We start from the raw sequence: 21518 nt of genomic DNA on the forward strand, positions 1-21518 counted from the left end.
TCAGACCAGCTTCACCTGGACGGCGTGCGCCATCTCGTCGGACAGTTCGAAGCCTTCGTGGCCCGGCACGGTGATGATCACCGAACCCGGCCTGTTCTCGACGGTCACGCGCGCGTCGGGCACCACGCCCGCTTCCCGCAGCTGACCGATGACCTCCGGGTCGGTCTGGATGTGCTCGGCGAGCCTGCGCACGACGACGGCGTGCACCTGACCGTGCGGCAGATCCGACAGCCGGACCAGGGTCTCCTCGGCGGAGGTCGATGCCACGATGCCCAGCTCGTCCAGGCCGGGGATCGGGTTGCCGTAGGGGGAGGTGGTCGGGTGGTTGAGCACCTCGACCAGGCGCCGCTCGACGTCCTCGCTCATCACGTGCTCCCAGCGGCAGGCCTCGGCATGCACGTTCTGCCAGTCCAGGCCGATGATGTCGACGAGGAGTCGTTCGGCGAGGCGGTGCTTGCGCATCACCGCGACCGCCATACCGCGGCCCTTCTCCGTCAACTCGAGATGCCGGTCTCCGGCGACCAGCAGCAGACCGTCGCGCTCCATCCGGGCGACAGTTTGGCTCACCGTCGGCCCACTCTGCTCGAGGCGCTCGGCGATGCGGGCGCGCAGGGGCACCACGCCCTCCTCCTCGAGGTCGTAGATGGTACGGAGATACATCTCCGTGGTGTCGACCAGATCTTTCACCTGTTACCCCTTCGTCGGCACGAATTCTACCTGCGCACACCGACACGGCCCTGCGCCGGACGGTGTCGCGCCGCGCAACACGCGGCAATGCGGGATTCCGGCCGGCGCACGGCAAGCGGGCGCGATCGCTCTTCTCTGTATTTCTACTGCATAGCAACGTTCGACGGGGCTTGTACCTTCCCGCGTAGCGTTGCGACCATGGCCACTGCACCGCGCAGCGAACACCCGGCGCCACCCGGCGAACAGCGCAGCCGGGGAACCGTCGTCTGGACCGACCGATTTCTCGACTACGCCTGGACTCCGGAACACCCGATGAAACCGGCGCGCCTGAAGTTCACCATGGCGCTGGCCGAAAGTCTCGGATTACTCGACGGTGTCGAGCTATTGGCGCCCGCCACGGCCGAGCGGGCCGACCTACTGCGCATCCACACCGCCGACTACATCGACGCGGTCGAGCACGCCGAACCACCGGCCGGATCGCCGCAGGCGCCGCCGTACGGGCTTGGGTCGCCGGACAATCCGGTGTTCCCCGGGATGCATCGGGCGGCCTCGGTGATCGTCGGCGGCACCCTGGCCGCGGCCAGGGAGATCGCGGCGGGCCGGACGCGGCGGGCGGTGAGCATCGGCGGTGGCATGCATCACGCGATGGCCGACTCGGCGGCCGGGTTCTGTGTGTACAACGATGCGGCCGTGGCCATCTCCTGGCTCTTGGACAACGGCTTCGACCGGATCGCCTATCTCGATGTCGATGTGCACCACGGTGACGGTGTGCAGTGTGCGTTCTACGCCGACCCGCGCGTGCTCACCGTCTCGCTACACCAGCATCCGGCGACGCTCTGGCCGAACACGGGCTGGCCGGAGGAGACGGGCATGGGCGCCGCCGAGGGCACCGCGATCAACCTGCCGTTGCTGCCCGGCACCCGAGACGCCCAGTGGCTGCGCGGTTTTCACGCGGTGGTGCCCGGCGCGTTGGCGGCCTTCCGCCCGCAGATCGTGGTCAGCCAATGCGGCGTGGACACCCATCGCGAGGATCCGCTGGCCGATCTGGAACTCACGGTGGACGGCCAGCGCGCCGCCTTCCGTGCGATGCGGGACCTGGCCGACGAGCACGCCGAGGGACGCTGGCTCGCCGTCGGCGGCGGCGGTTACGGGCTGGTCCGGGTGGTGCCGCGCGCCTGGACACACCTGCTCGCCACGGCACTGGACCGCACCATCGCCCCGGAGACCGCGATCCCGCAGGACTGGATCGACCAGGTCCAAGCGCAAGCGCCCAGGGTGGACCCGCCGCGCACGATGGGTGACGGCGGCGACATCGCCTACCTCCCGTGGGATGGTCCGGGCGGCACGGGGGAGACTGGGGACCCGCGGGTAGACCGCGCCCAACGCGCCATCGACACGGCCGTGCTGGCCACCCGCCGAGCAACTTTCGGATTGCTCGGCCTGGACCCGGAGGACCCTCGTGACTGACCCCGTAGACACTCCGGACACGCCTGCGGTTCCGCCGCCCCCGCCGCAACACTGGTTCGCCGACATCCTCGCCTCCGACGGTGGCGTGGTCCGGCTGCGGCCGATCACACCCGACGACGCGGACGCGCTGCAAGAGTTCCACGCGGCGCTGTCGGACCGCACCAGGTATCTGCGCTATTTCGGTCCGTACCCGCGGATTTCGCCGAAGGACCTGTATCGGACCACCCACGTCGACTATCACGACCGCGTCGGTCTGGTGCTGGTGCTGGGGACGGCGATCATCGCGGTGGGCCGCTACGAGGGACTCGACCGGGTGGGCCGGCGGTCCGCGGAGGTCGCGTTCGTGGTGGCCGACGGGCATCAGGGGCGCGGACTCGGCTCGATCCTGTTGGAGCACTTGGCCGGTGCCGCCGCCGAGAACAAGATCGAGACCTTCGTCGCCGAGGTGCTCGCCGAGAACACCACCATGGTGACGGTCTTCCGGGACGCGGGCTATCAGGTCGAGCGCAGCCGGGACGGGTCGGTGCTGCACTTGGAATTCGCCATCGATCCGTCCGAAGCCTTACTCTCCGTGCGGGATTCGCGTGAACGTGCCTCCGAGGCGCGCAGCGTGGGCAATCTGCTCACCCCGCGATCGGTGGCGGTGATCGGTGCGACGCCGAGCGCGGGCCGGGTGGGCGGCGCGGTGCTGAACAACCTGCTGTCGGGGGTGTTCCAGGGGCCGGTGTTCCCGGTGAATCCGAATCGGCACTCGGTGCGCGGCGTGCGCGCCTACGCGACGGTGCGCGAGATCCCGGACGAGGTCGACCTCGCGGTGGTCGCGGTGCCGCCGGGGGCGATCGGTTCGGTGCTCGACGACTGTATGGCCAAGGGTGTCAAGGGACTTGTCGTGCTCACCGCGGGATTCGACACGACCGGCGTCGGCGGCGGGGAAGCCGAACGCGAATTGGTCGCGGCCGCACGGGGACACGGGATGCGGGTGGTCGGGCCCAGCGCGCTCGGCATCGCGAACACCGATCCGGCGGTGGCGCTCAACGCGACGTTGGCGTCGGTGCTGCCCGGTCGCGGGCGGATCGGGTTCTTCTGTCAGTCCGGGCCGTTGGGCGCGGCGATCCTCGGGGAGGCCGCGGCCAGGAATCTGGGGCTGTCGACGTTCGTGTCAGCCGGTGACCGCGCCGATGTGTCCGGCAACGACCTGCTCCAATACTGGGACACCGACCCGGACACCGATGTCGTCCTGCTGTACCTGGAGAGCTTTGGTAACCCGCGCAAGTTCTCCAGGATCGCGCGCCGGGTAGCCAGGACCAAGCCGATCGTCGCGGTCAGCAGTGGTCGCCATGCGGCACGACCCGCGGGCGATATGGATCGTTCGATCGTGCGAGACCTGTTCGCGCAGGCGGGGATTGTGCAGGTCGACTCGATCTCGGAGCTGTTCGACTGCGCCGCGCTGCTCGGGTATCAGCCGCTGCCCAGCGGTTCCCGGTTGGCCGTGGTGGGGAACAGCGCGGCACTGAACTGGTTGGCCGTCGACGCGGCGCAGAGCGAAGGACTCGACGTCGGTGACCCGGTGAATCTTGGTCCGCAGGCGACCCCTGGCGCGTACCTCGACGCCACGGTGGCGGCGTTGCGTTCGGACGACATCGACTCGGTACTGGTGGTTTTCGCGCCGCCGGTGCCGCTGCCGATGGCGGGTTTCGCCGATGCCATTCGCGCCGCCGCGGCGGAGGTGCCCGACGCGGGCAAACCGATCCTGACCACTTTCGTTGCCGAACAAGGCATTCCGAATCTGCTCTCGGTCCGCGGCCCCGGTGCGGCGGCGGTGCGTGGGTCGATTCCCTCGTATCCCGATCCGGAGCGGGCCGCGCGAGCGCTCGCCCGAGTCCGTCGCTATGCCGAGTGGCGGACGAGGCCCGTGTCGCAGGTGCTGCGTCCCAACGGAATCGACACCGAACGCGCGAAGCGACTGGTGGCGCAGTGGATGACCGACTCGGGCGGGCGTCGGCTGACTGATCTGGAAACCGTCGAACTGCTCGACTGCTACGGCATTTCGGTGGTGGAGTTCCGCGAGGTGCGCAACGCCGACGAGGCGGTCGCCGCGGCCGAGGAGCTGGGCTACCCGGTGGCGGCGAAGGCGACCGGCGAAATGTGGCGCCGCCGACCGGATCTCACCGGTGTCCGCCTGGACCTGTGGCGTCCCGAAGCGGTGCGCCAGGGATACGCGGACCTGGCCGAGCTGTGTGGTGACCCGGTCCTGCACATCCAGAAGATGGCGACCAAGGGCGTCGGCTGCGTCCTGCGCGTCCAGGACGACCCGTCATTCGGCTCGGTCATCGAATTCGGCCTCTCCGGCCTGATCATCGAACTCCTCGGCGACCGCGCCTACCGAGCCCTACCCCTCACCGCCGACGAGGCAACCGCCCTCATCGACGCTCCCCGCGCCGCCCCACTACTCTCCGGCACCCCGGCCAGCCCCCGCGTCGACAAAGCGGCCCTAGCCGAACTCGCCCAACGCATCTCGGCCCTCTTCGACGACCTCCCGGAGATGCGCGAACTCGCCTTCGACCCCGTCCTCGCCTCCACCAACTCGGCCGAGATCCTGTACGCGCGTGGACGAATCGGCCCTGAACCGAGCCGTTTCGACACGGGGCCGCGCCGGCTCGGCTGACCTGCCGGAGTTGCGTGAGCCCGCTTTCGGCCGTGTGCTCGCGTCCGCCAGTTCGGCCGAGATCCTGTACGCGCGTGGACGAATCGGCCCTGAACCGAGCCGTTTCGACACGGGGCCGCGCCGGCTCGGCTGACCTGCCGGAGTTGCGTGAGCCCGCTTTCGGCCGTGTGCTCGCGTCCGCCAGTTCGGCCGAGATCCTGTACGCGCGTGGACGAATCGGCCCTGAACCGAGCCGGTTCGACACGGGCCCGCGCAGACTCGGCTGACCTGCCGGTGGTATGTGAGCTCGTCTCCGATCGTCGCTCTCGGCCGCGAGCTCGGCGGAAATCCGGTACGTCCATGGCCGTATCGACCTTGAACCGGGTCGCTTTGCAACCCGGCTGACCGGCTGAAGATGCGTGAGCTCGCTTCGATCCGCGCTGGCGGCCAGCAAGTCCGCGGAAACTTTCTGCCCGTTGATGAATCAGCCACTCGAGACCGGCCATGGTCAGACCTACCTGGACATGTCATGGGAACCAAAAGCAGCATTCACCGAACTCGCGCAGGCCTACCAAATGACCTGACCACGCTCGGGCAGCACTACCGAAGGTGTTGATGCGCTTGGTGTCTCGATGAATCGAGGGCTGGTGGATTCGCCCCTACGGGCAGATTCACGCCGACCGGTTCGCGGCTCCCGGAGGGGGCGGGGAGCGCGGCACCGGCCGGCGTTGGCAGGTGACCCCGAGGGTCACCAGGTCGGACGCCGGACCTGCCTCGGGAGCAGCCCGGCGTCGTCAGTAATGCCGGAGCGAATCCGGCACGGGTTTCGGGGATATCAGCTGGCGTAGGCCCGCAGGCGGTCGGCCCGCTCGCCCTTGCGCAGCTTCGCCATGACCTCGCGCTCGATCTGCCGGACGCGCTCGCGGGAGAGCCCGAAGAGCTTGCCGATCTGGTCGAGGGTGCGCGGCTGGCCGTCGTCGAGACCGAAGCGCAGGCGGATGACCTGCTGTTCGCGCTCGTCGAGGGTGGCGAGGACGCTGCGGACGTCGTGGTGCAGCAGGCCGGCGATTACCGCGGACTCGGCCGAGGTGGCCTCGGAGTCTTCGATGAAGTCGCCGAGCGGGGCCTCTTCGTCGTTGCCGACCGGCATGTCCAGGCTTACCGGGTCGCGGCTGTGATCGAGCAGATCGGAGATCTTCTCGACCGGGATGCCGGACTCGTTGGCCAGTTCCGCGTCGGTGGCTTCGCGGCCGAGCTGCTGGTGCAGTTCACGCTTGATCCGAGCCAGCTTGTTCACCTGTTCGACCAGGTGGACGGGCAGCCGGATGGTGCGACTCTGGTCCGCCATGCCGCGGGTGATGGCCTGACGGATCCACCAGGTGGCGTACGTGGAGAACTTGAAGCCCTTGGCGTAGTCGAACTTCTCCATCGCGCGGATCAGACCCAGGTTGCCTTCCTGGATGAGGTCCAGCAGCGGCATGCCGCGGCCGGTGTAGCGCTTGGCGAGCGAGACGACGAGGCGAAGGTTGGCTTCCAGCAGGTGCGACCGCGCGGCTTGACCCTCGCGAACGATTTGCGCCAGATCGCGCTTGCGGGTGGCCGACAAACGTTTGCCGGTCTCCAACAGGTTCTGCGCGTAGAGGCCCGCCTCGATACGCTTGGCCAGCTCGACCTCGTCGGCGGCCGTGAGCAGCGCGGTACGGCCGATTCCGTTCAGGTACACACGTACCAAATCGGCTGCGGGGCTCTGGGCGTCGAGGTCCTGATCGCTGATGCGCACACGAGTGGTGGCGGGGCTTGTCATGACTTGCCTCCTGTCGGTGGTGTCTCACTCCGAACAACGGACCCGACAGAGAGAAAGTTCCCCGTCTCGGCTCAGATAAACCGCTCTGACGTGCGGTTTTCATCACTCTCGTCTGAGAAGTTCCTGAGAAGGTCTCAGCCGTGGAACGCGCCTGTTGTCCGGTGCCTGCACCGACCTACCCGCGATTGCCGGAATTACACGGGCCGCACCAGTCCGTGGCGGACCAATCCGGCCACCACGGACAACGCGTCGGCCGCGAACTCCGTGGTCACCTCGTCAGATCCTTGGGCAACCGCCAGCAGTTCGATTAACTCGTATAACGGCAGGCCGTCGGCGCGCATTCCCGCGAGCAGGGAGATGGTTGTCTCGTCCACCTCGTGCTGCCAGCGGGGTCCGTCGCCGCGGTGCACGCGCGCGACCTGCTGCGCCCAGCCGTCCGGGCCCGGCAGCGCGACGCGTTCCAGCGCGGTCGCCGGGTCGACCACGAAACGTGAAGTCCAGGCGAGTTTTTCGTCGCCCGCGACGGTGCGCAACCAGGCCGATCGCTCGAAGTAACGGGTGGCCTCGTCGCCGAGCGGATCGTCGAAACCGTGGGTGAGGTCCTCGGCGAGCAGCTCGGTCGGACCGTCGATGGCGCGCAGGTATACGAAGCCGAAGCCGATGCCCTCGACGTCGGCGGCGGTGAAGGCGTCCAGCCACTGTTCGGCGCGGGCCTGTGCGGCCGGGTCGCGCGGGTCGAGACCTGCGTCACGCAACCACGTTCCGACGTAGAGGGCGGGGTCGGCGACGTCGCGCTGCACCACCCACGCGTCGACACCGTCCGCGGGCAGCCAGGACGACACTCGATGCCGCCAGTCCTCGCCGTCGACGTGCACCCAGGCCGCCAGCATCGCGGCGGTGCCGCCGGGCGCGAGCAGATCCGCCGCCTGTCCGATGACCAACTCGCTGGCGCCGTCGAGGGCGAGGCCGGAATCGCGGTAGGTGTGTTCGATCCGGGCCGGGCCGACGACGAACGGCGGATTGGCTACCACCTGATCGAAGCGTCGTCCCGCGACCGGCTCGAACCAGGAGCCTTCGAGGAGTTCGATATCGAGTCCGTTGAGTGCGGCGGTCGCCTCGGCGAGCCACAGTGCGCGTGCGTTGACATCGGTCGCGGTGACACGGCCGGCGTAGGAGGCGGCGTGGACGGCTTGCACACCGCAGCCGGTGCCGAGATCGAGCACGGTGCCGACCTTGCGCGTCGGGGTGGCGCGCAGCAGTGACAGGGAGGCGTGGCCGACACCGAGCACGTGCTCCTCGGTGAGCGTGCGCCGCCGCATCGAGTCGTCGAGATCGGACAGGATCCAGCGGGTGCCAGCTCCGGCGTCGAGGGGACGCAGGTCCAGCGCAGCACGCACGGTGTCGCCATCCCGGTCCAGCAGCCCCGCTGCGATCCCGCGCTCGATATCTACCGGTGCGAGCGCGGCGGCGACATCACGCTCCGGGAGCGGGTCACCGAGCAGCAGCAACCGAATCAACGTGCCCAGTTCCCCCGCGTCCCGCGCGGCCCGCCGCACCGGCACCGGCTCCGACCGCCCCAACGCCGCGTGCACGTCCTCTCCGAGTACCTCGAGCAGCGTGTCGGCGTCATAACCGACCCGAGTAAGCGCCGCCCGCAGCTCCGGGCACAGCGCGGTGAGCAGAGATCCGGTAGTCGTAGCTCGGTTAGTAGGCACACCGGTACTTTGCCACCGCCCCCCGCACACAAGAGATCGAGCCAACCCAAACACCCTTCCCCCAACCCCCCTACCTCACCCCGACAGCAGAATCTGCACCCTGTCTCGGGATCGGCACTAGCTTTAGGGCCCTATTCCGACTGGGGTTCAAGGCCAGATCCCGAGAAGTAGTGCAATTCCCGACACTGACAGCCGATCACCGGACTGGAACCCAGCCGCTCACCCGTTGTGTAACCCGAACACCCGGCATACGCGGTGTTCGGGTTACACAAAGGGTGAGCGGCCTCCAACTCGCCACGCCGACAGCAGAATCCGCACCTTAACTCGGGATCGGCACTGGCTTTAGGGCCCTATTCCGAGTGCCGATCCCGAGACAGAGTGCAGATCCTGGGCATACCGACTCGGGGAGCACCTCGCAGGCCCGATCGGCCACCGAAACCGCCGCCGACCACCCCGCTCTTGTCCAAAGCGCTTGTGACGTGACCACAGCCAGATGACCACTTCAGGAACGCGACATCGCGCACCTGACGTGCACCTAAAGCCGGGTACGGCAGGCGACGCGCCCAGCACTACTCACGGGAAAATGTGGATAGGTCTTCAGCTTCTATGGACTGTCCACCTCTGGAGTTCTAAGAAGCACTTGCCCGGATGGGTGCACTATTCCGGGGGTCTCTTTGTGTACTGGTCCGGGTTGGTGTGCCCAGAGATCTCCGGTGGGTGCTGTCTCCGAGGTTTTCGACTGGTTCATCGGATGACCGGAGTAGTGCTGGGCGCGTGAGGTGGGGTTCCCGACCTTCTCTACCGCGGCTTGGTGATGACAGGTGCGGGTTGGGAGCGGGAGGACTGGCTGTGGTCCGGTTGAAAGAGGCTAGGGAAAACGAGTCGAGCCAAAGGGGCGTTGGGCGTCATCGAGTCGAGTCAAAAGGTTGTTGTTGAAGATCAGTTAGCGACCATATGACTCGACTTGATGGTTAGCCGGTGTTCGGGTCGCGGGCGGTGATGCAGTAGATGGCGTCTGCTGGGTCGTTCATCACGATCCAGCTTTCGTGGCGTTCTACCACTGTGGCGCCCAGGGTTTCGTGCCACGTGGCGGTGGCTTCGATGTCCGAGGAGGACAGGTCGACGTGGGCGCTGGTGGGGCGGTCTTCGTCGAGGCGCTGGAGGAGTAGTTGGAGGGGGCGGGGCTCGGCGGCGCGCAGGTGGGCGAATTCGGGGTGGTTGCCTTGGCGGAAGTTCCAGCCGGTCAACGACTTCCAGAAGTCGGTCTCGGCGGCGTGGTCGGTGCGGCCGATGTCGAGGCAGACCTGGTCGAGGCGGCTGAGGGTGCCGTCGGGGGCGGTCATGGCGGGCGCGGGGGTGCTGGTGGCGCGGCCGCTCGGTGTGAGACAGAAGGTTTGGCCGCCGGGGGAGCGGAGGACCGCGTAGTCGGGATGGTTCGCGACCAGGTCGGCGCCGAGGTCGAGCGCGGTGCGCACGGCGGTGGGGATGTGGTCGACGTCGAGGTCTAGATGGACGCCGCCGAGACCGGTGACCGCCTGCATCTTCACGCCCGCCGCGGCGAAGAGCGCGGGATCGGGGAGCAGCGTGAGGAATTCGTCGTGTTCGCCACGGCGTGCGGAGAGCTCGGTGCCGGTGACCGTGGACCAGAACTTCGCGCAGTCGTCGAATCGCTGTGCGGGGCGGTCCAGGAAGGCCCAGATCCACCTGATCATGTTCACTCCTGTCTTGTACCCCGAGACACCCTAGGGAAAGCCACGCGCGGTGTCGAGCGGATTGGCGTGTCGCCCGCGCTGGCACGATCTTGGTGCTTTGTGGCATTCCGGCCACTCGTTGGGTGGGTGGTTTTCCGGCACGCTCAGCGGGTGACCGAACTGCAGACGCCGACCGTCCCGCCCCCCGACACCGTCATCAGGCGCGGTCCGCATCCCGCGTGGATCGTCGCGGGCGTCGGATTCATCGCGTTGCTTGGTGCCGCCGCGTTCCGTTCGGTGCCGAGCGTGCTGATGGATCCGCTGCACGAGGAGTTCGGCTGGTCGCACGGCACGATCGGATCGGCGGTATCGCTGAATCTGCTGTTGTACGGGCTGATTTCGCCGTTCGCGGCGGCCCTGATGGACCGGTTCGGTATCCGCAAGGTGGTGTCGGGTGCGCTGGTGCTCGTCGCGGCGGGTGCCGGGCTGACGGTGTTCATGACTCAGCCGTGGCATCTGATGCTCACCTGGGGCCTGCTGGTCGGCGTCGGGGTGGGGTCGATGTCGATGCCGTTCGTGGCGACCATCACCGGTCGCTGGTTCGTGCGCCAGCGCGGACTGGTCACCGGGGTGCTCACGGCGGCGGGTGCGACCGGTCAGCTGGTGTTCCTGCCGCTGATCTCCATGCTGGCGCACGAGCATGGTTGGCGGCTGCCGTCGCTGATCGTCGCCGGGACCGCGCTGGCCGTTGTCCCGTTGGTGCTGCTGTTCATTCGGGATTTCCCGAGTGATGTCGGTGTCACCGCCTACGGTGCGGAGCCGGGCAGTGTCGTCGGTGTGCGGACACCCGCGACGGTCGGCGCCTCGCGCGCCATCACGGTGCTGGTCAAGATCGCACGCACGCCCGGATTCTGGCTGCTGGCAGGCGGTTTCGCGGTCTGCGGTGCGTCGACCAACGGTCTGGTCGGCACCCACTTCGTCAGCGCCGCGCACGACCACGGCATGCCGCCGACCGCCGCGGCGAGCCTGCTTGCGACGGTCGGCATCTTCGATGTGGCGGGCACCATCGCGTCCGGCTGGCTGACCGACCGCATCGACCCGCGCTATCTGCTGATCGGCTACTACGTGCTGCGCGGCTTGTCGCTGCTGATCCTGCCGTCGCTGCTCGGCCCGCACACCCAGCCCAGCCTGTGGGTGTTCATCATTTTCTACGGCCTCGACTGGGTCGCGACCGTCCCGCCCACCGTCGTGCTCTGCCGCGAACTCTTCGGGAACGACGGCCCGGTCGCCTTCGGCTGGGTGTTCGCCTCGCACCAGATCGGTGCCGCCGTCGCCGCCACCGGCGCGGGCGTTATCCGCGACGTGCAGGGCAGCTACAACTTGGCCTGGTACTTGGCCGGTGGCCTGTGCGCGACCGCAGCGGTCATGTCCGCGTTCGTCCGCCGCAAGGTCTGATCAGCCGTCGATGGACTTGTGTGACCGTGCCTCGATGGCGGTGCGACGCTCGTCCCAGCGGCTGGGTTCGTCCTTGCGACGGGGCGGCCGGTCGTTGGCGATGAGCACGGCGATCCACGGGAGCGGGATCGAGACCGCGATGATGAGGATCGCCAGCAGCGCACTGTGGAAGGAGCTGTAGGCGATCGCGGCCAGCACCAGGCAGGGGATGCGGAACGCCATGATGATGGTGTACCGGCGGACCCGGGAGCGATGCTGATCTTCCAGCGAGGGTTGAGCCTCGGTGATCAGGACGGGATGCTTGTCGTCGGTGCCGGGGAAGTATCCGGCCGAGCCAGTGGAAGCTGGCGGCATCGTCACGTCCGGGCGCTCACCACGGCCGATGTCGTCGGCGTTGGGAGAGTCGCCGTGCTGCTGCATATCTCTGAGTCTTCCACTGTCGGCGCACCAGCGCACACAGCGTGGTCAGGCGGACACCGGACCGTGATCAGTCATCCCATCTTGGAATGCGGCATCATGGAATGCGTGAGCACCGACACCATGGTTCGCCCCGATTCGACCACCGACGAGTCGACGAGCGACGACACCCCCAAAGTCTTCCACTACGTCAAGAAGGACCGGATCGCGGAGAGCGCCGTCATGGGCACCCATGTCGTCGCGCTGTGCGGTGAGGTCTTTCCGGTGACGAGGTCGGCCAAGCCCGGTTCGCCGGTCTGCCCGGACTGCAAGAAGGTCTACGACGGGCTGAAAAAGGGCGACTGAGGTTGCTGGGGCGTCTGCGAGGACGCCGCATGCGGCTGATCGGGTGCGTCGACAGGTGACGGCGGAGACTTCTCCGCCGTCGCGCTACTTTCTGTCTTCGGATCGTCCTCGTCGGACGAATCCCCGGTCAGCTGGTTGGTGATCCACTCCTTCACCTGTTCCATCCGGGTCGCCCGGGCGGGCCAGAACTCCTGCACGGCGGCGTTGAATTCCGCGCCGAGGATCACCGCGAACCCGAGGAAGTACGTGAACAGCAGAAACGCGATCGGCGTTGCCAGCGCGCCGTAACTGACGCCGGTCTTGGTCACCCACGCCAGATACCGCCGCAGCACCTCGCTGGCCGCGATGAAGAACACCGCCGCGACCAAGGCCCCGCCGAACAGCCGGTGCCAGGGCAGCGAGGTGTGCAGCGCCAGCTTGTACAGCGTGGTCAGCACGATGATCAGCAGCAACCCGACGCCGGGGTAGTAGAAGAAATCCAGCAGCTGCAGTCCGGTGACCCGCCACGGTTCGGGTATCACCCGGCCGATCAGCGTGGGCCCGAGCGCCACCAGCGGCAGGATGAACACCGAGGCCACCAGGAACGCCACGTACAGCAGCAGCGCGAAGATGCGCTGCCACACCGGATGTCGCAGGTCCTGCTGATCGTGCGCCTCGACGATCGAGTCGACGAACGTCGCCATCGCCGACGACCCGGCCCACAGCGACAGCACGAAACCCACCGAAACGACCGCGCCGCGGCCCTTCCCGAGCACGTCCTTGACGGTCGGTTCGATCAGATCCGTCACCACGCTGGCACTGAACAGGTCCCGGCTGAACGAAATGATCTTGGATTCCACGATTTGCACAGTGTCCGGCCCGAACCACGTGCCGACATAACCGAGGCTGCCGAGCACGCCGAGCAGCAGCGGAGCCAGCGACAGCGTCTGCCAGAACGCGGCGGCTGCGGACTTGGCGAAGATCGAGTCGTCCCACGCCTTCACCACCACCCGCACGATGAGCTTGGTGGTGTTCCTGCGGGCGCGGCGCAGCCGGATGGTCACCCGCTGACCGAAAGTGAGCTGACGCGCGGCGATGCCACCGCTGAGCGACGGTAAGTCGGTCCGCAGCGGATCGCTCGGCAGGGAGTTTTCGTCGGTCATCGTGTCTACAGCATCGCGCACCCGACGTCCCCGCACCGGATTCCGGGGGCGACGTGTCGTCGGGCAATCGGTGAACTTCGGCGTGTCGGTAGTTGAACATGTGATGCCTGTCGCCGATGCCGCGTCGGTTTAGCAACACGCCGTGCCGGGCCAGTAGGGTCGAGTGCGTGACTGGGTCGGGTGGCGCCGCTGTGGCGGGAAAAGCGGAGACACCGGGCGATTCGGTAAGACCCGATGCGTCGGGGACGCCGAACAGCTCCGGTACATCGGGCGGCGGATCGCTGCGTGCCTGGCAGCGCCGGGCCTTGACCAAGTATCTGGCGTCCAAGCCACGCGACTTCCTCGCGGTGGCGACGCCGGGCGCCGGCAAGACCACGTTCGCGCTGCGGGTGGCCGCCGAACTGCTCGCCGACCGGACTGTCGACCAGATCACGGTCGTCGCGCCCACCGAGCACCTCAAGCATCAGTGGGCGCATTCCGCGGCCCGGTCCGGGATCCAGCTGGATTCGCGGTTCTCCAACGCGACCGGCGGCACGTCCGGCGACTATCACGGTGTCGTGGTCACCTACGCCCAGGTCGCGTCGCATCCGTCCCGGCATCGGGTGCGCACCGAAAACCGCAGGACCCTGGTGATTCTCGACGAGATCCACCACGCGGGCGATGCGAAGAGCTGGGGTGAGGCGACGGCCGAGGCGTTCGGCGACGCGACCCGGCGGCTCGCGCTCACGGGAACCCCGTTCCGCAGCGACGACAGTCAGATCCCGTTCATCACCTACGAACCCGACGAGTCGGGTTTCCCGCGCTCGCGCGCCGACCACGCCTACGGGTACTCCGAGGCCCTCGCCGACGGCGTGGTCCGGCCCGTGGTGTTCCTCGCCTACTCCGGCGAGGCGCACTGGCGCGACAGCGCGGGCGACGAGCACACCGCACGGCTCGGCGAGCCGCTCAATCCCGAACAGACCGCCCGCGCCTGGCGCACCGCGCTGGACCCGGCCGGCGACTGGATCTCGGCCGTGCTGCGCGCCGCGGACATGCGGTTGCGCCAGTTGCGCAGCACCGGCATGCCCGACGCGGGCGGCCTGGTGATCGCCACCGATCAGGACCGGGCCCGCGACTACGCCGAACTGCTGGAACACATTTCGGGCACCAAGCCCGCGCTGGTGCTGTCCGACGAACCGACCTCCTCGGATCGGATCGAGCAGTTCGGCGCGAGCACCGAACCGTGGATGGTCGCGGTGCGCATGGTGTCCGAGGGCGTCGACGTGCCGCGCCTCGCGGTCGGCGTGTACGCGACCAGCGCCTCGACGCCGCTGTACTTCGCGCAGGCCATCGGCCGGTTCGTGCGTGCGCGCAAGCCCGGCGAGACCGCGAGCGTGTTCCTACCCTCGGTGCCGGTGCTGCTGGACCTGGCCGCGCAGCTGGAGTTGCAGCGCGACCACGTCATCGGCAAGCCGCACCGGGAGAAGGACGGGCTCGACGACGAGCTGCTGATCGACGCGAACAAGCAACAGGACGAGCCGGGTGAGGAGGAGAAGTCCTTCGTCGCGCTGGCCGCCGACGCCGAGCTCGATCAGGTGATCTACGACGGATCCTCCTTCGGCACCGCCACTTTCGCGGGTAGCGACGAGGAGGCGGACTATCTCGGCATCCCCGGTCTGCTCGACGCCGACCAGATGCGCGCGCTGCTGCGCGAGCGGCAGACCAAGCAGATCGCCGACCGTGGGGAATCGGCCAACGCGCCCGAGCCGGGCCCGCAGGTCGCGAGTGCGGCCGAAAGAGTCGCTACCGCCGATCGATTGGGTGAGTTGCGGCGTGAACTCAACAGCTTGGTCGCCATGCACCACCACCGGACCAGCAAGCCGCACGGAGTAATCCATGGTGAGTTGCGCCGCGAATGTGGCGGGCCGCCAACAGCGTTGGCGTCGGCTGATCAACTGGTTGAGCGAATCGCGGCGCTGCGCCGGATGTAGGTGCGGCGGCGAGGTCGCCAGCGCCGCAGGTCGCGAAACACCCGTCCGGCGTGCCTCGGAATGGCGGCGCGCGGCCAATCGGCAGGGGAGCTGACCGGCTCAGATGTCGCGGGTCGGCCTCGCGATAGCCGCCAATTGGCATGGCGCACAATGCAACGCGCCGCCGACCGCCCTTGAACTGCTGGCTGACCGGCTAGCGGGCCTGCCGGGCGCATCGGGCAGGCAGTGGGCCTGCCCGGCGCATCAGGCAGGAGCCGTCGTTGGCCAGGCCCCCATCGCACAGTCGATCGACTGCGTCAGGTCCGCCAGTGAAGCCCCATCGCGGGCCTGGATCGACAATCCATACAGCACCGTGGTGTAGAAGTGAGCCAGTCCATGGGTGTTGGTGGTTGCGGGCAGATCGCCTTCCGTGACACCGCGATCCAGTCGTCGCCGAATATCTTCGGTTGTCTCCCTGCGTTTTTCGACCAGGAAATCGCGGATGCTCTCGCTGCGCGTGGTGTAGGTCGAGCCCGCCAGCACAACCATGCAGCCGTGCGGTTTGTCCTCGACGGTGTAGGCGATCGCGTTGTCCCGCAACATCGCATCGATCGCGGCGCGCGCCGTCGGCTCCTCGCGTAACGCCCGCGCGGTGTATCCGCCGTCGGTCTGCCCGTACAGGCCGATGGCCTCCCGGAAGAGCGCCTCTTTGCCGCCGAACGCGGCGTAGAGGCTGGGGGAGTTGATGCCCATCGCGGTGGTGAGGTCGGTCATCGACGAGCCCTCGTAGCCGTGCTCCCAGAACACCTCCATGGCGCGGCGCAGCGCGTCGGTGCGATCGAAGGCGCGTGGTCGTCCGCGTTCGGCCATGGTCGATCCTTTCTGTGTCGATCGTTAAATATACCCCTTGACGGCAGTGCGGTCGATGCGCTTAGCTATTTATGTATTGATCGACACAGAATTTGAAGGAGGACCGATGTCGGATCTCACGGGCAAGGTGGCACTGGTGACCGGCGGCAGCCGAGGGATCGGCGCGGCGATCGCCAGGAAGCTGGCGGCCGACGGCGCGGACGTGGCGATCACCTATCAGAGCGCCGAGGTGCAGGCGAAATCCGTTGTCGCGGAGATCGAATCGCTCGGCCGCCGGGCGGTGGCGATCCAGGCGGACAGCGCCGACGCCGGTGACGTGGTGCGCTCGGTGAACCAGGCCGCTGCCGAGCTGGGCCGGCTGGACATCCTCGTGAACAATGCGGGCATCTTCCCCGCCAAGCCGTTCGAAGAGTTCACCCTCGAGGAGGTCGACCGCGCGCTGAACATCCACGCGCGGGCCGCGTTCGTCGGCGCGCAGGCCGCGGTCGCGCACATGACCGACGGTGGTCGCATCATCAGCGTCGGCACCAACCTGTCCGAGCACGCCCCCTTCGCCGGGCTCTCCCTCTACAACCTGAGCAAGTCGGCGCTGAACGGATTCACCAAGGCCCTCGCCCGCGAACTCGGCCCCCGCGCGATCACCGTGAACCTGCTGCAGCCGGGATCCACTGTGACAGACATGAATCCGGTCGACGGCGGCCACTACGACACCCAGGTCGAGCTGACCGCCCTCGGCCACTTCGCGAAGCCGGACGACATGGCCGCGATGGTCGCGTTCCTCGCAGGGGAGACGGGCCGCAGCGTCACCGGCTCGATCTTCACGGTCGACGGTGGCTCCAACGCGTAGGTTCTCGCGCCGCCAACTCGAGCAGTCTCGGGGGGCGCGACGGTGTCCGGTGGAACGTCGCCGCGACCACTCGTGCCATCGGAAGTGACGCTTACCCCACGCATTAGGGCAGGCATAGTCGACACGATCGGCGATGTAGGCCGTCGGCCAGTAGCGGCAGGGAGACAGGCGACGGTCCGGAATGGCGGCCTGCCGGCGAAGTCTCGCCCGGGCGAGACGCCTACAGCGCGGTGGGATGCGGCGCCGTAGGCGCTGGGGGTGGCGTAGCCGACGCGCCCTGCGATGCGGGCGATCGCGGGCCAGTAGCGACAGGCGGTAGGCAATGGTCCGAGGGGGCGGACTAGCCAGCGAAGTATCTGCCCGGCGAGACGCCTACAGCGCGGCGGAATGCGGCGCCGTAGGCGCTGGGGGTGGCGTAGCCGACGCGCCCTGCGATGCGGGCGATCGCAGGCCAGTAGCGACAGGCGGTAGGCAATGGTCCGAGGGGGCGGACTAGCCAGCGAAGTATCTGCCCGGCGAGACCCCTACGGCGCGGCGGAATGCGGCGACCACTCCTGCCGTCGGAAGTGACGCTTCCTCCACGCACCAGGGCAGGCATAGTCGACACGATCGGCGATGCGGGCGATCGCAGGCCAGTAGCGGCAGGAGACAGGCGATGGTCCGGAATGGCGGACTAGCCAGCGAAGTATCGCCCCGGAGAGACGCCTACGGCGCGGCGGAATGCGGCGACGTAGGCGCTGGGGGTGGCGTAGCCGACGCGGCCTGCGATGCGGGCGATCGGGAGCCCTGCGGCCAGCAGGGGGAGGGACGCGGTGAGGCGGATCTGAGTTCGCCACTGGCCGAAGCTGATTCCGGTTTCCGCGATGAAGAGGCGGGCGAGGGTGCGGGGACTGGTGGCTACGGCGGTGGCGAATTCGGTGAGGGTGCGGTTGTCGGCGGGGTCGGCGGTCAGGGCGTCGGCGACCTGCTTGGCGCGGGGGTCGGTGGGTGAGTGGGCGCCGATGGGGATCACGTCGACGGGTTCGATCAGGTCGAAGACCACGGACTCGGCCCGTTCCCGGCGATCGAGGGTCGTGTCCGGGGCGCCGAGATGGTCGAACAGTTCGTGCAGCAGTCGGGTGACGCGCATCATCGTCGGCGCGGTGAAGGCGACGGGACAGCGTTCGGGTTCGACGTAGATACCGCGCATGTCCGCGCCGTCGGCGGTGCCGGTGCGGTGCGGGAGGCCGCTGGGGATCCACAGGGCTCGGGTCGGCGGCAACACCCAACGATTGTCGCCGACCTCGACGGCGATGACTCCTCTTGCGGCCCAAGCGATCTGGTGCAGTGGATGCTCGTGGGTATCGAACCAGTAACCGGCCGGCAGCACCCCGGCGCCCAGTACCATCGCGGTGGAACCGGGCGGGTCGGGCTGGACGGACGGATGGCCGTTTCGCGACACAATATGTCACCGTAGCTCATCGCGGTCACGGCCGTCGGCTCCTAGCGTCATGCGCATGGCGATGAACCTCTTCCACCGATTCTGCTGTCGCTCGTCGATGTGGGAACGGACCAGCGCGACGAAGATCGTGCCTTGGGCGCTGTCCGGCCTCGACCTCGGCGGCTCTGCCCTCGAGATCGGCCCCGGCTACGGCGCGAATGTGCGCGCGTTGCTCGACCGCGCAGGCACCCTCACCGGCGTCGAGATCGACCCGGACCTGGCCGCGCGGCTGCGCACCCGGCACGGATCGGTGATGACGGTGGTGGAGGGTGACGGCACCGAGATGCCTTTCCCGGTAAAGGAATTCGACTCGGTGGTGTGCTTCACCATGCTGCATCACGTGCCGACGCCCGTCCAGCAGGACGCCCTGTTCGCCGAAGCGCTACGCGTCCTGCGTCCCGGTGGCGTCTTCGCGGGCAGCGACGGCCTCGACAGCCGCATGTTCCGCCTGATGCATATCGGCGACACCTGCGTTCCCGTCCCGCCGGAAACCGCCGCTGACCGCCTGACCCGCATCGGGTTCACTGACGTCCAAATTGAAACGGGCGCAACAAGCTTCCGCTTCCAGGCCCGTCGGCCTGACTGACGCGACATCCACAGAGTGTCGGTACGCCTCACAGAGGGCGTGTTCGCTCCTGTGAGGCGTATGCAGGGTCTGTGAGCCTCGGTCAGGCCGGGGCTGCGGCATCGAAGTAGGTGGCGGGGGCGAAGGTGTTGATCGGTACCCACCGTGGTACTTCCACAGGAGCGGGTGAATCATCCTGTGCGGCTTGGAAATACCCCTGCACTTCCAAGGCGAGGCGCGGGTTTTCGTCCACCCGGCTCGCCATGTCGTAGAACGCGGCCAGCACATGCAGGCACCGTGCCGTGCGCGCCTTACACGAGCAGTCGGTCCCGGCGAGTACAGGCGCGATGCTGAGTTCGGCGGCAACCACCGCTCGATGCATGTCGTCGGTGAGCACGGTGGTGTCCGGGAGGATCTCACCGATCGCAGTGATCGCGGCCCGGGGCATCGGCGTCACTTCCAGGTGGATCACCGAGGCCTCACTGCCGCGATGAATGGTGGCGCGCACGACGCGCCCCTCGATGGTGGCCTTGACGCCGTGGTTGCGTGCGATGGAGCGAGCGCGGGGGAGCAGCGGTTCGGGCCGGGTCTGGCTGAGCGGTTCGGCAAGGCGAACCCAATCCCTGCCCCATTTGGTGTAGCCGAACTCGTTGTCCGCCATCAGTTCTCCCTCTTTCGGCGCAGGATCTCGACGAGTTGGTCGTCGTCGAGGCGGGCGAGTGCGGCGATGCCCGCCGAGTCGCCGAGGTCCGAGAGCGCGGACTTGCGGTCGTGCATGCGTGCGATGTGCTCTTCGACGGAGGTGGTCGAGGTGAGGGTGGTGACGGTGACCGTCCGGGTCTGGCCGATGCGGTGTGCGCGGTCTGAGGCCTGCGCCTCGACCGCCGGGTTCCACCAGCGGTCGAAGTGGATGACGTCCGCGGCGCGGGTCAAGGTGAGACCGGTGCCCGCGGCGCGCAGGCTGAGAACCAGTACCGGCGGCCCGTCCTCGGCCTGGAAGCCGGTCACGATGGCGGCCCGCTCGGCCTGGTTCAGCCCACCGTGGAAGAACGGCGTCGTGATCCCGAACTGCTCGGCCAGGTGCCGGACCAGCAGCTCACCGGTTTGCCGGTACTGGGTGAAAATCAGGGTGGGCGCGTTCATTTCGAGGTTGTTGGCCAGGATGTCGGTGCACAGGTCCAGCTTTCCGGAGCGGCCCGCGAGCTCGGTGAGCTCGCCGGTGACCAGGCCGGGATGGTTGCAGACCTGTTTGAGCGCGGTCAGCGCCGCGAGCACCCGGCTCTGGCGGTCGATGCCGGTGCCGAATCCGTCGTCGATGGCGCGGACGAGCAGCTTGTCGTAGAGCTCTTCCTGCTCGTCGGTGAGATCACACAGCAGGTCGGTGTGGATCTTGGCCGGCAGCGACGCGGCGACCTGCGCCTTCTTCCTGGTGAGCACGACGGGTTCGATGGCGTCCTGCAACCGCGCCGCCGCGGCCGCGGATCCCTCCTGGATCGGCCGGACGAATCGCCGACGAAACTGCGTCTTGTGCCCGAACAGCTTGGGCGTCACCAGGTTCAGCAGCGCCCACAGTTCCTCGAGATGGTTCTCCACCGGCGTGCCGGTCAGTGCGACGCGCACCTCGGCGTCGAGCGCCCGCGCGGCCTTGGACAGCTGCGTGCCCGGATTCTTCAACGCCTGCGCCTCGTCGAAAACGGCCGTCGCCCAGCGGCGCTCGTCCAGGTGCTGCTTGTGTATCCGCACCGTGGGATATCCGGCGACGACGACAGTCCCCGCACCCGCATCGATTTCACCGCCGCGCCACACCACCACGCGCAGTCCCGGCGCGAACCGATCGATCTCGTGCGCCCAGTTGCCCACCAGCGAGGTCGGGCACACGACGAGCTGCGGTCCGGCGGCCGCCCGCCCGAGCAGAAAACCGATGGTCTGCACGGTCTTTCCGAGGCCCATCTCGTCGGCCAGCACGGCCCCGCCGTGCGCCGCGGTGGTTTCCCGCAGCCAGCTGACCCCGCGCACCTGATACGGCCGCAGATCGGCTTTCAGGGCCGATCGCAATTCCGTTGTCACGGCTTGGGTCTCGCGCAGCACCCGCATCGCACGCTCGGCGGACACGATCGAGGTGCCCGCCGCGTTCGGTACCGCATGCGCCGCGATCGGCAGTGAATCGGGGGATTCGTCGTCCAGTGTCGTACGCCAAACTTGCACGGACGCCCCCGCATCGGCGAGCTCGAGCGCGCCGAAGGTCGCGGGATCGATCAACGCGCAATCGACCTCGCCGACCTCGATCGCCCCGTCGAACCCGGTTGGCACGGCAAGGGTCAGCGTCTCCCGATCACCGAGCGCGGCGGGTGCCGACCCGGTGTGCTGCCCGGTCCAGGTCCATAACGCGAACATGTGACGGTCGGGCAGATAAGTGGCCTGTGTGCTGGGCAGAGCGAAC

At 68.0% G+C, this 21518-nt stretch carries 18 protein-coding genes; 8 read left to right on the forward strand and 10 right to left on the reverse strand.

Translation table 11 applies throughout. The features are described from left to right. On the reverse strand, positions 1–687 hold the full coding sequence (locus ACIBK2_RS11465) for an iron dependent repressor, metal binding and dimerization domain protein (protein WP_396966147.1): 687 nt from the start codon (positions 685–687) through the stop codon (positions 1–3). Between the two features lie 198 nt (positions 688–885). Between ACIBK2_RS11465 and ACIBK2_RS11470 the strand changes: the two genes are divergently transcribed. The 3 genes from ACIBK2_RS11470 (at position 886) to ACIBK2_RS11480 (ending at position 5382) form a co-directional block, all read left to right on the forward strand. Further along, the gene (locus ACIBK2_RS11470; RefSeq protein WP_396966149.1) at positions 886–2154 is read left to right on the forward strand and encodes an acetoin utilization protein AcuC; all 1269 of its coding nucleotides are present in this window, start codon (positions 886–888) and stop codon (positions 2152–2154) included. Next, complete coding sequence (locus ACIBK2_RS11475) at positions 2147–4819, forward strand: GNAT family N-acetyltransferase (protein ID WP_396966151.1); 2673 nt, start codon at positions 2147–2149, stop codon at positions 4817–4819. The genes ACIBK2_RS11470 and ACIBK2_RS11475 overlap by 8 nt, the downstream gene beginning before the upstream one ends. 398 nt (positions 4820–5217) lie before the next feature. Further along, positions 5218–5382, forward strand: coding sequence for a hypothetical protein (locus ACIBK2_RS11480; RefSeq protein WP_396966153.1), 165 nt, complete (start codon positions 5218–5220; stop codon positions 5380–5382). Positions 5383–5633: 251 nt separating this feature from the next. Here ACIBK2_RS11480 and ACIBK2_RS11485 read toward each other — a convergent pair whose 3' ends face one another. The 3 genes from ACIBK2_RS11485 to ACIBK2_RS11495 form a co-directional block, all read right to left on the reverse strand. Then, complete coding sequence (locus ACIBK2_RS11485) at positions 5634–6602, reverse strand: sigma-70 family RNA polymerase sigma factor (protein ID WP_357378948.1); 969 nt, start codon at positions 6600–6602, stop codon at positions 5634–5636. Between the two features lie 194 nt (positions 6603–6796). Further along, the gene (locus ACIBK2_RS11490) at positions 6797–8317 is read right to left on the reverse strand and encodes a methyltransferase (RefSeq protein WP_396966155.1); all 1521 of its coding nucleotides are present in this window, start codon (positions 8315–8317) and stop codon (positions 6797–6799) included. 971 nt (positions 8318–9288) lie between these two features. Further along, positions 9289–10029, reverse strand: a complete 741-nt coding sequence (locus ACIBK2_RS11495; protein ID WP_396966157.1) for a VOC family protein — start codon at positions 10027–10029, stop codon at positions 9289–9291. Between the two features lie 150 nt (positions 10030–10179). Between ACIBK2_RS11495 and ACIBK2_RS11500 the strand changes: the two genes are divergently transcribed. Then, complete coding sequence (locus tag ACIBK2_RS11500) at positions 10180–11463, forward strand: MFS transporter (RefSeq protein ID WP_396966159.1); 1284 nt, start codon at positions 10180–10182, stop codon at positions 11461–11463. Here the strand turns inward: ACIBK2_RS11500 and ACIBK2_RS11505 are convergent, their stop codons facing one another. Further along, positions 11464–11883 (reverse strand): DUF3099 domain-containing protein, encoded by a 420-nt coding sequence (locus ACIBK2_RS11505; protein WP_396966161.1) that lies wholly within the window; start codon positions 11881–11883, stop codon positions 11464–11466. A gap of 96 nt (positions 11884–11979) precedes the next feature. On the opposite strand from ACIBK2_RS11505, the gene ACIBK2_RS11510 reads away from it, so the two are divergent. Then, the gene (locus ACIBK2_RS11510; protein WP_379283925.1) at positions 11980–12225 is read left to right on the forward strand and encodes a DUF3039 domain-containing protein; all 246 of its coding nucleotides are present in this window, start codon (positions 11980–11982) and stop codon (positions 12223–12225) included. Here the strand turns inward: ACIBK2_RS11510 and ACIBK2_RS11515 are convergent. Further along, positions 12198–13367 carry a YihY/virulence factor BrkB family protein gene (locus tag ACIBK2_RS11515; RefSeq protein ID WP_396966163.1) on the reverse strand — a complete coding sequence of 390 codons (1170 nt, stop codon included), beginning with the start codon at positions 13365–13367 and terminating at the stop codon, positions 12198–12200. The two genes, ACIBK2_RS11510 and ACIBK2_RS11515, sit on opposite strands and share 28 nt — an antisense overlap. A gap of 281 nt (positions 13368–13648) precedes the next feature. On the opposite strand from ACIBK2_RS11515, the gene ACIBK2_RS11520 reads away from it, so the two are divergent. Further along, a complete protein-coding gene (locus tag ACIBK2_RS11520; RefSeq protein ID WP_396967191.1) occupies positions 13649–15337 on the forward strand; it encodes a DEAD/DEAH box helicase in 1689 nt (562 codons plus the stop codon). A 243-nt stretch (positions 15338–15580) separates the two neighbouring features. Here the strand turns inward: ACIBK2_RS11520 and ACIBK2_RS11525 are convergent, their stop codons facing one another. Beyond that, positions 15581–16186 carry a TetR/AcrR family transcriptional regulator gene (locus ACIBK2_RS11525; RefSeq protein ID WP_396966165.1) on the reverse strand — a complete coding sequence of 202 codons (606 nt, stop codon included), beginning with the start codon at positions 16184–16186 and terminating at the stop codon, positions 15581–15583. Between the two features lie 106 nt (positions 16187–16292). Between ACIBK2_RS11525 and ACIBK2_RS11530 the strand changes: the two genes are divergently transcribed. Beyond that, positions 16293–17033: an SDR family NAD(P)-dependent oxidoreductase gene (locus tag ACIBK2_RS11530; protein ID WP_396966167.1), complete on the forward strand. Its 741-nt coding sequence runs from the start codon at positions 16293–16295 to the stop codon at positions 17031–17033. A gap of 673 nt (positions 17034–17706) precedes the next feature. Here ACIBK2_RS11530 and ACIBK2_RS11535 read toward each other — a convergent pair. Further along, on the reverse strand, positions 17707–18474 hold the full coding sequence (locus ACIBK2_RS11535; protein WP_396966169.1) for an AraC family transcriptional regulator: 768 nt from the start codon (positions 18472–18474) through the stop codon (positions 17707–17709). A 55-nt stretch (positions 18475–18529) separates the two neighbouring features. On the opposite strand from ACIBK2_RS11535, the gene ACIBK2_RS11540 reads away from it, so the two are divergent. Further along, positions 18530–19099: a class I SAM-dependent methyltransferase gene (locus ACIBK2_RS11540; protein WP_396966171.1), complete on the forward strand. Its 570-nt coding sequence runs from the start codon at positions 18530–18532 to the stop codon at positions 19097–19099. A gap of 82 nt (positions 19100–19181) precedes the next feature. Here the strand turns inward: ACIBK2_RS11540 and ACIBK2_RS11545 are convergent, their stop codons facing one another. Together ACIBK2_RS11545 and ACIBK2_RS11550 are read right to left on the reverse strand one after the other, a co-directional pair. Then, on the reverse strand, positions 19182–19739 hold the full coding sequence (locus ACIBK2_RS11545) for a hypothetical protein (protein WP_396966173.1): 558 nt from the start codon (positions 19737–19739) through the stop codon (positions 19182–19184). Continuing rightward, positions 19739–21472 (reverse strand): DEAD/DEAH box helicase, encoded by a 1734-nt coding sequence (locus ACIBK2_RS11550; RefSeq protein ID WP_396967193.1) that lies wholly within the window; start codon positions 21470–21472, stop codon positions 19739–19741. Before ACIBK2_RS11550 ends, ACIBK2_RS11545 begins: the two co-directional genes overlap by 1 nt. Positions 21473–21518 lie beyond the last annotated feature (46 nt).

The sequence above is a fragment of the Nocardia sp. NPDC050175 genome (assembly GCF_044459885.1).
Taxonomy (GTDB): Bacteria; Actinomycetota; Actinomycetes; order Mycobacteriales; family Mycobacteriaceae; genus Nocardia.